The 14890-nt window shown below is 62.2% G+C and carries 14 protein-coding genes; 4 read left to right on the top strand and 10 right to left on the bottom strand.

Features of this window, described 5'->3' with window-relative positions:
• Window positions 1-162: 162 nt before the first annotated feature.
• Window positions 163-870, top strand: coding sequence for a hypothetical protein (locus ACF8MC_RS05330; RefSeq protein WP_164105103.1), 708 nt, complete (start codon window positions 163-165; stop codon window positions 868-870).
• A gap of 100 nt (window positions 871-970) precedes the next feature.
• Here the strand turns inward: ACF8MC_RS05330 and ACF8MC_RS05325 are convergent, their stop codons facing one another.
• Complete coding sequence (locus ACF8MC_RS05325; protein ID WP_033646331.1) at window positions 971-2365, bottom strand: MFS transporter; 1395 nt, start codon at window positions 2363-2365, stop codon at window positions 971-973.
• A gap of 231 nt (window positions 2366-2596) precedes the next feature.
• Here ACF8MC_RS05325 and kdgR point away from each other — a divergent pair, with 231 nt between their 5' ends.
• Window positions 2597-3388, top strand: coding sequence for a DNA-binding transcriptional regulator KdgR (gene kdgR, locus ACF8MC_RS05320; RefSeq protein WP_049212641.1), 792 nt, complete (start codon window positions 2597-2599; stop codon window positions 3386-3388).
• A 46-nt stretch (window positions 3389-3434) separates the two neighbouring features.
• On the opposite strand, the gene ACF8MC_RS05315 is transcribed toward kdgR, so the two are convergent.
• The 5 genes from ACF8MC_RS05315 to phnR form a co-directional block, all read right to left on the bottom strand.
• Complete coding sequence (locus tag ACF8MC_RS05315) at window positions 3435-4238, bottom strand: ABC transporter permease (protein WP_049212642.1); 804 nt, start codon at window positions 4236-4238, stop codon at window positions 3435-3437.
• Between the two features lie 2 nt (window positions 4239-4240).
• Window positions 4241-5104: a 2-aminoethylphosphonate ABC transporter permease subunit gene (phnU, locus tag ACF8MC_RS05310; RefSeq protein ID WP_033646329.1), complete on the bottom strand. Its 864-nt coding sequence runs from the start codon at window positions 5102-5104 to the stop codon at window positions 4241-4243.
• Window position 5105: 1 nt separating this feature from the next.
• A complete protein-coding gene (phnT, locus tag ACF8MC_RS05305) occupies window positions 5106-6236 on the bottom strand; it encodes a 2-aminoethylphosphonate ABC transport system ATP-binding subunit PhnT (RefSeq protein WP_392423173.1) in 1131 nt (376 codons plus the stop codon).
• A gap of 2 nt (window positions 6237-6238) precedes the next feature.
• Complete coding sequence (locus ACF8MC_RS05300; protein ID WP_041034835.1) at window positions 6239-7249, bottom strand: 2-aminoethylphosphonate ABC transporter substrate-binding protein; 1011 nt, start codon at window positions 7247-7249, stop codon at window positions 6239-6241.
• A 175-nt stretch (window positions 7250-7424) separates the two neighbouring features.
• Complete coding sequence (phnR, locus tag ACF8MC_RS05295; RefSeq protein ID WP_047567850.1) at window positions 7425-8144, bottom strand: phosphonate utilization transcriptional regulator PhnR; 720 nt, start codon at window positions 8142-8144, stop codon at window positions 7425-7427.
• Window positions 8145-8299: 155 nt separating this feature from the next.
• Here phnR and phnW point away from each other — a divergent pair, with 155 nt between their 5' ends.
• Both phnW and phnX read left to right on the top strand, forming a co-directional pair.
• Window positions 8300-9403 (top strand): 2-aminoethylphosphonate--pyruvate transaminase, encoded by a 1104-nt coding sequence (gene phnW / locus ACF8MC_RS05290; RefSeq protein ID WP_033653908.1) that lies wholly within the window; start codon window positions 8300-8302, stop codon window positions 9401-9403.
• Window positions 9404-9412: 9 nt separating this feature from the next.
• On the top strand, window positions 9413-10222 hold the full coding sequence (gene phnX, locus ACF8MC_RS05285; protein WP_033653909.1) for a phosphonoacetaldehyde hydrolase: 810 nt from the start codon (window positions 9413-9415) through the stop codon (window positions 10220-10222).
• Window positions 10223-10285: 63 nt separating this feature from the next.
• On the opposite strand, the gene ACF8MC_RS05280 is transcribed toward phnX, so the two are convergent.
• The 4 genes from ACF8MC_RS05280 to ACF8MC_RS05265 all read right to left on the bottom strand — a co-directional run bounded on the left by ACF8MC_RS05280 (window position 10286) and on the right by ACF8MC_RS05265 (window position 14840).
• Complete coding sequence (locus ACF8MC_RS05280) at window positions 10286-11677, bottom strand: L-cystine transporter (RefSeq protein ID WP_033653910.1); 1392 nt, start codon at window positions 11675-11677, stop codon at window positions 10286-10288.
• 181 nt (window positions 11678-11858) lie between these two features.
• Window positions 11859-12407 carry a metal-dependent hydrolase gene (locus ACF8MC_RS05275; protein WP_164105105.1) on the bottom strand — a complete coding sequence of 183 codons (549 nt, stop codon included), beginning with the start codon at window positions 12405-12407 and terminating at the stop codon, window positions 11859-11861.
• A gap of 423 nt (window positions 12408-12830) precedes the next feature.
• Complete coding sequence (gene hxpB, locus ACF8MC_RS05270) at window positions 12831-13496, bottom strand: hexitol phosphatase HxpB (RefSeq protein WP_033638306.1); 666 nt, start codon at window positions 13494-13496, stop codon at window positions 12831-12833.
• 63 nt (window positions 13497-13559) lie between these two features.
• A complete protein-coding gene (locus ACF8MC_RS05265; protein ID WP_033653912.1) occupies window positions 13560-14840 on the bottom strand; it encodes an HdeD family acid-resistance protein in 1281 nt (426 codons plus the stop codon).
• Between the last annotated feature and the right edge of the window lie 50 nt (window positions 14841-14890).

Below are 14890 nucleotides of genomic sequence, written 5' to 3'. Positions count from 1 at the left end.
GGATGCTGATTCAAGCGTCAGATTTCGCGATTTGAATACGGCCTTTACGCCTCTCGCGGTACGCTAGCCGCTGCAGGCTACCATGCCTGACGCCTTCGCTTGCTTGGTTTGGGAAGCTCATGCTATATGCTTTGGCACCATAACGTCTGTCCCTGAGGCCCTATGAAAATCAACGCTCTTCCCTTGCTCGGCTGTGATGAGGCGCTGGCGCGCCTTACCATATTGGCGGGCGGCGTCGCCGATGCGTCTGCGGAGTTGTTAAATCGGAATGGTTACGATTCTGAACAGCCAGCTATACGCTGGCATTCAGGCGACCTGCACCTCCCATCGTTTTTCCCAGACGAGAACGACAGGCACGATTACGATTATCTGGTCGTAGAAGGAGATTTGATCGTAGAGGGGTGCATGGCGGTGTCACCCCAGCGGGAGGATGGCGGCATCATTGTGCTGGGGCGGCTGCAGTCGGATACGCTGATTTGTTTGGGCGAGCTGCTCGTGCGTGACGATGCCCGCATACGCCATGCCTATTGCAGCTCTGGAAACGACGGCACGTTTGTGGTGGGGGGAAATCTGGCCGTGCTCACCCTGGTAGAAACGGGGGAATTTATCCATGTACATGGCGATCTCGACGCGCGATGTCTCGCCTCATTGCAGAACTTCGTTCAGGTTGACGGAGAGATGCGCTGCGGCTGTCGAATCGACAGCGCGCAGTCCGCTGAACCGATCACGCGCATGTTCGCTTCAGACCTGCTGAAGGCCTTTGAGGGGGAGGATAACGACGGCCAACACATTGTTGGCTGGTATCCGGATGACGATGCCTATTTAGCGTGTTTGCAACAAGGCCGCAGCCCTTTGAGGAGCGGCGACTGACGCCAAGCGTATCACACCTGGCGCGGCGTGATTCAGGCCGGCCGCATTGCTGGAACCGCCGGCTTTAGAATCGATGGGGTTTCGGCTGTTGCTATGGCCGCTATTTCACCTCGCGGCTTGGCTGCGCCGTTTGCGCCGTCGATTGGGTGATGCGCAGGCTGCTGACCGCCGCCGCCAGAGTGGCGAACACGCCGGCCAGGACCAGCGATGCGTGGGTGCCGGAGGTGGGGAACAGGTTGAACATCAGCGCCACCAGCGCGGCCCCCGAGGTTTGCCCCAGCAGGCGAGCGGTGCCCAGCATGCCGCTGGCGCCGCCGCTGCGGTTACGCGGCGCGGCGGAGATGATGGTGTGATTGTTGGGCGACTGGAACAGGCCGAAACCGGCGCCGCACAGCACCATGCGCCAGATGATGTCCCCATTCGACGGGTCCGCGGGCAGCAGCGCCAGCGAGAACAGCCCGAGCGCGAACACCGCCAGCCCAATGCAGCCCAGCAGGCCGGCGTGCACGCGCTCCACCAGCCGGCCGGCGATCGGCGCCATGACGACGATCGCCAGCGGCCACGGCGTCAGCAGCAGCCCGGTCGCCACCTCGTCGCGGCCCAATGCGCTTTGCAGGAAGAACGGCAGCGACACCATCGCCAGCATCTGCGCGGCAAACGAGCAGATTGAGGTGCCCATCGACAGGGCGAAGATCGGGATGCGCAGCAGGTCGACCGGCAGCAGCGGAAATTCCTGGCGCAGCTGGCGGCGCACGAACACCGCGCCAATCGCCAGCAGCGCGGCGATCTCGCTGAAGATCAGCGTCAGGCTCTGGCCCTGGGCGAAGCCGCTGATGGCGGTGATCAGCAGGCCAAAAGTCAATGCGTTCAGCACGGCGCTGGTGGGATCGAAACGGCGGTTATCGCTTTTTTGGCCGTTGGCCGGCAGGAACTTCATGCCCAGCAGCAGCGCGACGAGGCCGATCGGCAGGTTGATGGCGAACAGCCACTGCCAGGACGCGACCGACAGGATCGCCGCCGCCACCGTTGGCCCGGCCGCCGAGGAGCAGGCGACGATCAGCGAGTTGATGCCCATGCCACGGCCGAGAAAACGCTGCGGATAGATGATGCGGATCAGCGCGGTGTTGACGCTCATGATGGCGGCGGCGCCAAAGCCTTGCAGCACGCGGGCGATGGTCAGCGTAAGCAGCGAGTCGGACAGGGCGCAGAACAGCGAGGTGATGCTGAACACCAGCAGCCCGGCCTGATAGATGCGGCGATAACCGATCAGATCGCCGAGCGACGCCAGCGACAGCAGAGAGACGGTGATCGCCAGCTGATAGGCGTTAACCACCCAAATGGAGCTGGCCGGGCTGGCGTTGAGATCGCGCGCGATGGTGGGCAGCGCCACGTTGGCTATCGCGCCGTCGAGCACGGATACGGTAATGCCGAGGGCGATGGCGAGGATCGCCCCATAACGTTGCGGGACGGGGAGGCCGTCGGAACAAGGACGCATGTTGGTCTCAGCGGTATTTATTCAGGGGAGTATTATCATGCTAATCATATTCGCCCGTGATTGCATGCCCCTTGTCCGCTGAATTGTAAACGGCGGTGAGCGGGCCGGCGGTTATCCATTTGGCTTCAATCGTTTAGCGTTCAACTGCGTTGCGCGTCGCGATCTGTTCCGATTATACTGAAACCCTTGTTTAAATTTCCTGAAACAGAACCGTTAAGTAGGGTATTCGCCATGGCTAACGCAGATTCAGACAAGCAACCGGATGCCGTCTCATCCGTAATGAAAGTGTTCGGTATTTTGCAGGCGCTCGGCGATGAGCGCGAGATTGGCATTACTGAACTGTCCCAGCGGGTGATGATGTCCAAAAGCACCGTCTACCGTTTTCTGCAGACCATGAAAGCGCTGGGCTACGTTTCGCAGGAAGGCGAGACGGAAAAATATGCGCTGACGCTCAAGCTGTTCGAGCTGGGCGCCAAATCGTTGCAGAACGTCGATCTGATCCGCAGCGCCGACGTACAGATGCGCGAACTGTCGAACCGCACCCGCGAAACCATCCACCTTGGCGCCCTGGACGAGGACGGTATCGTCTATATCCACAAGATCGACGCGATGTACAACCTGCGCATGTATTCGCGCATCGGTCGCCGCAACCCGTTGCACAGCACCGCCATCGGTAAAGTGCTGCTGGCCTGGCGCGAGTGGGATGAGGTGGCGCAGATCCTGTCGCAGATTGAATTTACCCGCAGCACCGAGCATACCCTGACCAGCGCCGCCGAACTGCTGCCGGTGCTGGAGCGGGTGCGTGAGCAGGGATACGGCGAAGATGCCGAAGAGCAGGAAGTGGGGATCCGTTGTATCGCGGTGCCGGTATTCGATCGGTTTGGGGTGGCGATCGCCGGGTTGAGCCTCTCTTTCCCGACGCTGCGCTTTTCCGAAGCGGCGCGGGAGGAGTATGTGGCGCTGTTGCACGTCGCCGCCCGGCGCATCAGTGAACAGCAGGGCTATCACGACTATCCGTTCTGACCCTTCGCTTCCATGAACAAGGCGCTGCCATGGCAGCGCCTTGTGGCTATTTCACGCCCGGCGTCAGCCGCTGCGAAATCCGTTCCAGCACTAACATCAGCAACAGCGTGGCCGCCACCAGGATCATGGTCAGCGTCGCGCCGTTGGCGATGCTGCCGCGATCGGTCAGGCTGAAGATAGTGACCGGCAGCGTCGCCCAGCTCGGCGGGTAGATCATCATAGTCGCGCCCAGCTCTCCCATCGACAGCGACAGGCTGAGGGCGAAGGCGGAGATCATATAGGGGGCGATCATCGGCAGGGTGACGTGGCGCAGGCGGAACAGCGGCGAAGCGCCCAGGCTGGCGGCGACGTTCTCGTAGTCGCCAGGCAGCCGGGCCAGCCCGGCCATCACGTTGCCGAAGGTGAAGGCGGAAATCAGCACGAAGTGGGCGACGGGCACGATCAGGAAGGTGCCGTTCATCTGCAGCGGCCCCTGGCTGAACGCCACCAGCACCCCGAGACCGATCGACACCGAAGGCACCGCGCTGGGAATGAAGAACAGCGTGCTCAGCAGGCGCTGGCCGCGCCCCTGATGGTGGCGCAGCGCCAACGCCGCCCAGGTGCCGCACAGCAGCGCGAACAGGCTGGCGCTGAAACCGATAGCCAGGCTGGCGACCAGCGCGTCCCAGGAGGCGCCGCCAAAGGCCTGGCGGAAGTGGCTGAGGGTGAAACCGCTCGGCAGCACGCCGTTCCACTGTTCGCTCAGGCTGGACATCAGGATCACCGCCAGCGGCAGGCAGAAGAACAGCGCGAACAGCGTGACCGCCAGCGTGCAGGTCAGGGTGCGGCCGGTGCGAGACCAAATCAACATCGTCAGTTCCTCAGCCCGGCGCGCGCCGCGGCGTAGCGGTAAAGGGAGAACAGCCCGAGCGACAGCGCGATATTCACGACGGCGATCGCGCAGGCGACGGCGTAATCCGACTCCAGAATCGCTTTGGAGTAGACCATCATCGGCAGCGTGGTGACGCCCTTGGCGCCAATAAACAGCACGATGCCGAACTCATTGGTGGTCAACAGCAGGCACAGGCTGCCGCCGGCCAGCAAGGCCGGCAGCGCGGCGGGCAAAATCACCTGGCGCACCACGCGCCCCGGCCGGGCGCCGAGGATGCTGGCGGCTTCGAGCTGGCTGCGATCGATCTGCGACAGCGCCGCCATCAGCGGACGCATCACCAGCGGCGTAAACACGGTGATTTCCGCCAGGATCACGCCCCAGATGGAGTAAAGAAAGTCTACCGGCGGCAGGGTGAAACCGAAGGTCGCCATCAGCGTACCGTTCAGCAGGCCGGCGGAGCCGTAGATAAAGGTGAAGGCCAAGGTGATCAGGAAGGTCGGCATGGCGATAAAGGTATCGATCACCCAGGCGATCAGCCGGCTGCCGGGGAACGGCGTGAACACCAGCAGCAGCGACAGCAGGGTGCCGAGCACCAGGCAGCCCAGCGTCGCCAGCAGCGCAATCTGCAGCGTATTGAGCAGGGCGCTGACAAAGCGTCGGGATTCGAACACCTGCTGCAGCGCGGCGGCGCTGAACAGCCCCTGATCGTCGGTAAACGCCTGTTTGACGATCAGCGCCAGCGGATAGAAAAACAGCGTCGCCAGCACCAGCAGCGGCAGCAGGATCCATAAACGGCGCGGTGAACGCGGCCGCCGGGCCGGGCGAGTAAGCGTAGAGTCGGTCATGTCAGTCCTCGATCAGTACCGCGTCGTCAGGGGCGAAATAGAGCGGCACGCGCTCGCCGATCTGCGGCATCCGGCTCTGATGGGTGGTGACCACGCGCAGCGGGTGGCCTTGCGCGTCGAACTGCAGGTGCGTCAACTCCCCCTGCCAGTGAATATCGCGCAGCGTGCCGACGATGCAGTTGCTGCGCTGGGCATCGGCATCGAGCGCAATATGCTGCGGCCGAATGCACAGCAGTTTGTCGAAGCCGCGTTGTGCGCCGTAGGTGAAACAGCCGATCACTTTTCCAGCGCAGCTGACGGTGGTCATGCCTTGGCCGGCGGTGGTTTCCAGCGCGGTGGCCGGCAGCAGGTTGGCGCGGCCGAGGAACTCGGCGGCGAAGCGGTTTGTGGGATGACGGTACAGCGCGCGGGTCTCGCCGTGGGCGATCAGGTGTCCGTCGCGCATGATGCCAATCTTGTCCGCCAGCGTCAGCGCTTCGCCCTGATCGTGGGTGACGTACAGGATGGTCAGCTCCGGCAGCTCGCGGTGCAGGCGGGCGATCTCTTCCACCATGCTGTGGCGAATCTGCGCGTCCAGCGCCGACAGCGGTTCATCCAGCAGCAAGACTTTGGGTCGCACCACGATGGCGCGGGCGATCGCCACGCGCTGCTGTTGGCCGCCGGAGAGCTGGCTGGGATAACGCCTGGCGTAGGCGGACATGCCGACGATGGCCAGCGCCTCCTCGACGCGCTCGGCGGTGAGGCCGCGCGGCTTGCCCTGGGCGCGCAGGCCGAACGCCACATTGTCCTCGACGCGCATATGCGGAAACAGCGCGTAGTTCTGTACCACCATGCCCAGACCGCGCTCATAGGGCGGCACGTCGGTGACATCGACGTCACCGATGGCAATACGCCCGGCGGAAGGCTGCACGAAACCGGCGATCGCCCGCAGCACGGTAGTTTTGCCCGAGCCGGAGGGGCCGATCAGCGCCAGCACTTCGCCGGGGGCGATGGTGAGCGTCAGGGGTTTCAGCACTTCGGTGCCGCGATACGACACGCTGACGCGGTCGAGTTGGATGCCCGACGGCCCGGTGATGTCGAGGCTGTTATCCCGCGCCTCGGCGCGGGAAGAGAGGGTAGAAGGCATTGTCAGCGTCATTCGGTCACCTTGTGCCAGCGTGAGATATCGGCGGACAGGCTGCTCACCACCTGATTCCAGTCCGGCGCCCAGATGTCCACGCCTTCCAGCGCCGCCTGCGACCGCTTGAAGTTATCGTCGGTCGGGATGACGTCCTTACGCACCGGCATGCCGTAGGACATGGCGCTAACGCTGCTCTGCGCTTCTTTGCTCAGCAGGAAGTCGATCAGCTTTTTGCCGTTGGCGCTTTGCGGCGCGCCTTGCACCAGGCCGACATAGTAAGGCAGCGCCAGCGTGCTGCGCTTGCCGTCCGGCCCGGCCGGCCAGAACACCTGCACGTTCGGGTTGCTGCGCATCTGCGCCAGGTTCATCTGCAGATCGCCGTTGGCCACCAACAGCTCGCCTTTATTGACCAGCGCGGTCAGCTTGCCGGTGGAAGCGGAAGGGCCGACGTTGTTGCTTTGCAGCTTGCCGAGGTAGTCGAAACCGGCGTCTTTGCTACCGAAGCTGTGAAACGCCTGCAGCAATACTGCGGTGCCGTCACCGGCCTGGCCCGGCGTGGAGTACTGCAGCTTGTTGCGGAACTGCGCGTCCAGCAGCTGTTGATAGCTGGCGGGCGCCTGCGGCAACAGTTTGGCGTTATAGATGAAGCTCAGGTAGTTGTTTACCAGCGGCACGAACTGCGGCTGAGCGTCGGCGATCTGCGCCGCATCCTGCGGGGTGAAATCCTGCAGCAGTTTTTCCGCGGCGGCGCGCTGGATGAACGGCGGCGGCGTCACCAGCACGTCGGCCTGCGGGTTGCTGCGCTCTTTCGACAGCCGCTCTACGATGGCGCCGGAACCGCCTTCGACGTACTGCACCTTGATGCCGGTTGCCTGAGTGAAGGCGTCGAACTGGGTTTGATACCAGCTGTGATCGCCGGCGTGCAGACCATCGGCGGAGTAGACGGTCACCACCGCGTCGGCGGCCCAGGCCGGCGCGGAGCCGAGTGCGATGGCGGTCATCACGACCAGACGAGAAAGTTTCATAGCTTCAGCCTCACTGTTGCGGATTTATGCGTAACTGGTATACACCAGATATGCGGCCACGCTAATCGGCGAATATGACAAACAAATGAAAGCGGCAAAATATATTTGCCGGCAACGGGGAATTGGGCGTGGGGGAGAAAGGCGGGGCGGCGGGCGCAGCCCCTGTCATGCGGGGTTAAAGCGTATCGACTTCGATGCGCAGGCTGTCGTGGCGCCAGTACTCGATATCGAAATCAAGAATGCGGCCGTGCTGGTCGTAATTCAACCGGCGCAGCAATAAGGCGGGCAGGCCGACCATGGCGCCGAGCGCGTTGGCGGCGCGGTAAGGCAGGGCCGTCGGGTAGAACGACAGGTGCATGTTGCTGTAAATCAACGCGTAATGCTGTTGATAGACTTCGGTCAGGCTGCCGTTGAGATCGTGGCTGAGCAGTTCCGGCACCCGCTGCGGCAGGCAGTGGTTTTCGCAATAACAGATGGCGCGGCCGTCGGCGTAGCGCACGCGGCGCAGCAGATACACCTGGTCGAAGGGTTCGAGCGCCAGCGGCTGCATCACGTCGAGCGGCACCGTGGTTTTTTCGCCGGACAGCAGCGCGGTGCGCGGCACGCGCCCCTGCTCCTGGCACAGGCGGTGGAAGTTGGTGTTCTGCGTCGGATCCAGCCACAGCCGTTCCGGCGTGACGAACCAGCCGCGGCGATCGGCGCGATAGATGGCGCCGGTGGCCTCCAGCTGCGCCAGGCTCTCGCGAATGGTAACGCGGGTGGTGGAGAAGATGGCGCACAGCTCGCGCTCCGAAGGCAGCTTGTCGCCCGCCTGCAGCGCGCCGCGGGTGATGCGCGCCTGAAGCTGATCCTTGATCTGCAGGTAGTGGGGCATTTCGCCCTGATGTTCTTTCATTTCATCTCGCTATGGCATCGGCCCGTCATTCCGGCACGCGCTTATTATACATAGCCAGATGAATTTTTTGTTTCACCGCGCTTTGTCGTTTGACCAGGGAAGGAATTTTCCGCCACAATGCCTGCAATCTGGTATAGACCAAATAGGTGAATAACATGTCCGATCGAAACTACCTGCTGTTGACCCCCGGCCCGTTGACCACGTCGAAAACGGTAAAAGAGGCGATGCTGTTCGACAGTTGCACCTGGGATGAAGATTACAACCTGGGCGTGGTGCAAAGCATCCGGCAGCAGTTGGTGGCGCTGGCGACGCCGTCCGCCGGTTACACCTCGGTGTTGCTGCAGGGCAGCGGCAGCTTTGCGGTGGAGGGCGTGCTGGGCACGGCCATCGGCCCGCAGGACAAGCTGCTGATCGTCAACAACGGCGCCTATGGGGCGCGGATGATCGAAATGGCGCGGCTGATGGATATCGACCACCACGCTTTCGACTGCGGCGAGGTCAATGAGCCGGACGTGACGGCGATGGAGGCGGTGCTGAAAAGCGATGCGCGCATCAGCCATATCGCCATGGTGCACTGCGAAACCACCACCGGCATGCTCAACCCGCTGCAGAAGGTCGCCGGCCTGGCGGCGCGCAACGGCAAGACCTTTATCGTCGACGCCATGAGCAGCTTCGGCGGCATCCCGCTGGATGTAGACGCGCTGGGCATCGATTTTCTGATCAGCTCCGCCAACAAATGCATTCAGGGCGTGCCGGGCTTCGCTTTCGTCATCGCCCGCCGCAGCGAACTGGAGAAATGCGCCGGCCGCTCGCGCTCGCTGTCGCTGGATCTGTATGCCCAGTGGCGCTGTATGGAAGACCAGGCCGGCAAATGGCGCTTTACGTCGCCGACCCACACCGTGCTGGCCTTCGCGCAGGCGCTGAAAGAGCTGGAACAAGAGGGCGGCATTGCCGCGCGCCACCGCCGCTATCAAACCAATCAGCGGCGGCTGGTGGCGGGCATGCGCGAGCTGGGCTTTGAGACTCTGCTCGATGATGCGTTGCATTCGCCGATCATCACCGCATTCTATTCGCCAAAGGCCGACACTTACCGCTTCGCCGAATTTTATCAGCGCCTGAAACAGCAAGGGTTTGTGATCTATCCCGGCAAAGTGTCGCAGAGCGACTGCTTCCGCATCGGCAACATCGGGGAAATTTATCCGCAAGATATCGAACGTTTGCTGGCGGCCGTCGGGCAGGCGATGTACTGGAATCAATAAGGATTGACCATGAAACAGATCAACGCAGTGATCCTCGACTGGGCCGGCACCACGGTGGACTTCGGCTCCTTTGCGCCAACGCAGATTTTCGTCGAGGCGTTCAAACAAACCTTCGATATCGACATCAGCCTGGCGGAGGCGCGCATTCCGATGGGGCTGGGCAAATGGCAGCACATCGAGGCGCTGGGCAAGCTGCCGGCGGTCGACGCGCGCTGGCGGCAGAAGCTGGGCCGCTCGATGAGCCACCAGGACATCGACGCGCTGTATCAGGCGTTTATGCCGCTGCAAATCGCCAAAGTGATCGACTTCGCCGATCCCATCGAGGGTGTGCCACAGGTGATTGCCGGGCTGCGCGAACAGGGCATTAAAATCGGCTCCTGCTCCGGTTATCCGCGTGCGGTGATGGAGGTGCTGGTGCCTGCCGCCGCGCAGCGTGGCTACGCGCCGGATTACTGGGTCGCCACTGACGATCTCGCGGCCGGCGGGCGGCCGGGGCCGTGGATGGCGCTGCAGAACGCCATCGCGCTGGGCATCGATGCGGTGGCGCACTGCGTGAAGGTGGACGACGCGGTGCCGGGCATTCATGAAGGGCTGAACGCCGGGATGTGGAGCGTCGGGCTGGCGCTGTCCGGCAACGAGTTTGGCGCGACCTGGCAGGAGTACCGCCAAATGGCGGCGGCAGAGATCGAGCTGCGCCGTACGGCGGCGGCCGATAAGCTGTATGCGGCGGGCGCACATTATGTGATAGACACGCTGGCGCAATTGCCGGGCGTTATCGCCGACATCAACCGGCGGCTGGCGGACGGCGAGCGGCCGTAACGACCGGGCGCGGGGCATAAAAAAACCGGGGAGAATCCCCGGTTTTTTCGTTTTGAGACGGCGTTAACGGTGAGCCAATTCGACTTCGTCTTCGCTGTCCATCACGGTTTTGTCGGTTTGCTTCATCAGCTGGCTGGTGATGGTGCCCGCCGCCATGGAGCCGTTGACGTTCAGCGCGGTACGGCCCATGTCGATCAACGGTTCGACCGAGATCAGCAGCGCGACCAGCGTTACCGGCAGGCCCATCGCCGGCAGCACGATCAGCGCGGCGAAGGTGGCGCCGCCGCCCACGCCCGCCACACCGGCGGAGCTGATGGTGACGATGCCGACCAGGGTGGCGATCCACACCGGATCCAGCGGGTTGATGCCGACGGTCGGCGCAACCATCACCGCCAGCATTGCCGGGTAGAGGCCTGCACAGCCGTTCTGGCCGATGGTGGCGCCGAACGACGCCGAGAAGCTGGCGATGGATTCCGGCACGCCCAGGCGACGGGTCTGCGCTTCCACGTTCAATGGAATGCTGGCGGCGCTGGAGCGGCTGGTGAAGGCGAAGGTGATCACCGGCCACACCTTGCGGAAGAATTTCAGCGGATTAACGCCGGTGAAGGCCAGCAGGGCGGCGTGAACCACGAACATGATGCCCAGGCCGATGTACGAGGCCACCACGAAGCTGCCGAGCTTGACGATGTCGTGAATGTTGGAACCGGCAACCACTTTGGTCATCAGCGCCAGCACGCCGTACGGCGTCAGTTTCATGACCAGACGCACCAGCTTCATCACCCAGGCTTGCAGGGTGTCGATAGCCACCAGCACGCGCTCGCCTTTCGGCTTGTCGTCTTTCAGCAGCTGCAGCGACGCCACGCCGAGGAAGGTGGCGAAAATCACCACGCTGATGATCGACGTCGGGCTGGCGCCGGTCAGATCGGCGAACGGGTTTTTCGGGATGAACGACAGCACCATCTGCGGCACGGTCAGGTCGGCCAGTTTACCCACGTAGTTGGTCTGGATTGCCGTCAGGCGCGCGCTTTCCTGCGCGCCCTGCACCAGGCCTTCGGCGGTCAGGCCGAACAGGTTGGTGACCAGTACGCCCACCAGCGCCGAGATCAGCGTGGTGAACAGCAGCGTGCCGATAGTCAGGACGCTGATTTTGCCCAGAGAAGAGGCGTTATGCAGCTTGGCCACCGCGCTCAGGATCGAGGCGAACACCAGCGGCATGACGATCATTTGCAGCAGCTGCACATAGCCGTTGCCGACGATGTTGAACCAGCTGATGGATTCTTTCAGTACCGGGTTGTCGGAGCCGTACACCAGCTGCAGGCCCAGACCGAACACCACGCCGACCACCAGGCCGACCAGCACTTTTTTCGCCAGGCTCCATTGCTTGTGGCGGGTTTGCGCCAGCAGCAACAGGAGCGCGACAAACACCAGCACGTTAATCACGAGCGGAAAATTCATCCCCAATGTCTCCAATCATCTTTCTTATAAAAACGACTACGCATCACGTATGTCGCGATGTAAATATCGTAACAGTTTGCCGGGTGGCCCACTTATATCCAAATGGAATTTGATATAGCTTTTCGTGTGTTTTTGTTCGTTTTATATACATTAAGGTGATTGGTTGAGCGGATTTTTGTGATCAGAGTCTAATATTTCTGATTTGCTCGACATAGGATTGCACCGGCAGGGTGAAATCACCTTGCCAGCAGATGGCAAACGCCACCAGACATAGACACAACACACGCTCCAGCTGGTTGCCTTTTTGCGAGTTGAGCAGCGGCAGACGAAAACGCCAGCGGCACGGCCACAGCAGCGGAACGCCGGCGGGGGTGAGCATATCGGCCAGCAGATGGCTGAAGTAACCGATGATCATGGCGTGCAGCGCGTCGGCCGGGATCGGCCAGCTGCGCGGCACGTCCAACTGGAACAGCGCCATGCCGCCGGCGATCGCCAGCAGGCTGTGGGTGAAACCGCGGTGGCCGAATGCGCGGGCGATGGGAATGGCGAGCCAGCGCAGACGCTGGCCCAGCACTGACTTGGGGTGATCGATGTCCGGCAGCAGCGAGGTCAGCAGCGCGGCGGGTATGATGTGCCACCAGTCGCCGGCAGCCAGCTCTGGCGTCACTTCCGCCTTCTTGGCGAAGATCGCGCAAGCGACAGAGAATATAAGGTGTCCTTCCGCGGTCATGCTGTTGCGATTCCGGCTGGTAAACTGTTAATTTATCCAGTATATGGGAAAATTCCCAGTAGTGGAAGCAGTTACCCTGTAACCAATTGTTTATTTTCCCCTGTTTTACAACGGGTTGTTACGGCAATGCGTAACAAATCATCGATTTTGACCGGTGAGAATTAACGGCGGGCGATGGGCGGGTGCGGAACGGAAAGAAACGAGGGCAGTTGTTTGGCGTGCGGCGGGAGGAAGCGGCGGCCTTGAACAGCGCTGCGTGGCAGTGACAACGCTCCGCGGGCCGTCGCTTTCCCTGCCGCCCAGCATAATAATAACAACATGCCAATTCAATAATAATGAAACACTGTTTCGTTTGTTTTGCGGCGTGGATCCCCTTTATGCGCAGAGCGGCAAAGCCAGGGCGCCGGTGGCCGGCGCCACAGGTCAGGCAAAGTGGGCGGGGGTGAGCTGTTCCAGGGTCTCCAGCTGGTGGTCCGCCAGCGCCCAGCGCGGATCGTGGCGGTATTCGGCGGCCGGGATGACGATGGAACGCATGCGCGCGGCCTTGGTGGCGATCATGCCGTTAAAGGAGTCTTCCAGCGTGATGCAGCGCAGCGGATCGCTGCCCAGGCGCTCGGCGGCGATCAGGTAGACCTCCGGATGCGGTTTGCTGTACGGCAGGTATTCGGCGGAAACCAGCTGATCGAAGTAGCCCTCAAGATCGAACATCTTCAGCACCTGCCGTTGCATGTGCAGCGGCGAGGCGGAGGCGAGGCCGATGTTCAGCCCCTGCTCGCGGCACAGCTCCAGCGCCTGCCGGACGCCCGGCAGCAGCGGGCGCGTCTCGTGCACCAGCTCGATGGCGCGTTCGATAATCCGCGCCGACACCTCATCGAGCGATACGCCTTGCCACGGCATCGCCTGGTACCACATCTTCACCACCAGATCGATGCGCAGCCCCAGGGTGTCCGGCAGCTTGTGGCGATCGGACAGATCCAGACCCAGCGCGCCGAAGATATCCAGCTCGGCCTGCAGCCACAGCGGTTCCGAGTCGATCAACAAGCCGTCCATATCAAAAATTGCGGTTTCAATGCGTTGCGAATAAGCCATTAACGGTTAACTCCTGCCGGCGCGGGTGAATGTGCCGACACTCTATCATCGCCGGCGGCGAGACTAAAATCTTTGCCTGCGCGTTTGGCTTTTGCCAAAGCGAAGGATATTCCACACCTCGCGTAATTTTAACCACCAGCGTTGGTGTTGGCGCTCGGTGACCTGTTGCAACATGCGGGCATAGTCCAGCACCAGTCCCGGCGTCCAGGTCATGCTTTCGCCACGGCTGCGCAGCACCGCCAGCATCCACAGATTGGGATCCAGCACCAATAACAGAAAACGGCGCCACAGATGTTTATCGCCCAGCACGCCCTCCAGCGCGCTGTCGAGCGCGCCGATGACCGTGGTGGAGCAGTTGCGCCGAGTCAGGTTGTAAGTCGCGTCCTGCCGATACCGCCGCCAGAATGCGCGCAGCGCCGCCGGGTTATAGCGATAGAACTGAATTTTCTTGTCCGGCGGGCACCAGGCGGCGATCTCGCCCGGCAGGTCGGGCAGGAAACGCCCGTCGACGTTGTTCTGTTCGCCGGCATGCAGCAACTGGCGGAAATCCTGAACGGAATGGCTGATGTCGTTGAGCGGGTAGTGACTGATATACACATCCGGCGCGAGCGCCAGGGCGGCATGACCGGTGGAGATATTGCCGCCGCCGTCGACCGCCGCGATGTATCGGTCGACGATGTAACGCCGGCGTGGATCTTTAGCCGCACCAATCGGTGTCCAGACATACACCGTGAGCGGCGTAGCCTCGTCCGCCGGGGGCGGTGGCTGCCGCGCGGGGTGCTGATTCAGAGAGAAGCTTGCCAGCCTCCGGGCGATACGCAATAAAGCCCAGCCGGAAAGCACCATCATCACGCCGAGGCAAAAGGGCACCGTCATCCGGTGCGGCGCCGGCCAGCCGACAAAAATCATCAACGAAAGCAGGATCTCGCCGCCGCCCGCCAGCGCCACGGTTTTCCATCGACTGTGTTGAATCACCGTGGAGGAGGCGATGCGCACGGCGCCGTCAAGCAGCAGCGCGCTGCCAAACACCACGGTGGCGACGATGTTATCGTCTGCGGGCACGTCCAGCATTAAAAAGGCCATAAACACGAAGCCCAGCCCCTTCAGCAGCACCGGTCTGCTGGCGGAAGAGCCAATCACCAGCGCGGCGGATATCGCCACCAGCCCCTCCAGCGCCAGGATGACCGCCAGCGCATCCAGCGCCAGCACGGATCGGCCATCCTGCAGTATGTCGAACAGCACCAGCGCCCCTGCGGCTATCCACAGCCAACCGAACAGCACCAGCAGGCGGCGCTGGCCGTGCAGCGCCTGCGCGCCCAGCAATAAGATAATCAGTCGAATCATGGCGGCCTCTGCCCGAATGGATAACTTTATCTCTTCAATGATAGTGCCCG

Source organism: Serratia sp. LACPHL-BACT-2024-00286, from assembly GCF_043109535.1.
Classification (GTDB): domain Bacteria; phylum Pseudomonadota; class Gammaproteobacteria; order Enterobacterales; family Enterobacteriaceae; genus Serratia; species Serratia sarumanii.
Note: the sequence above shows the minus strand (reverse complement) of the source record. Positions and strands in the feature narration are given on the sequence as shown.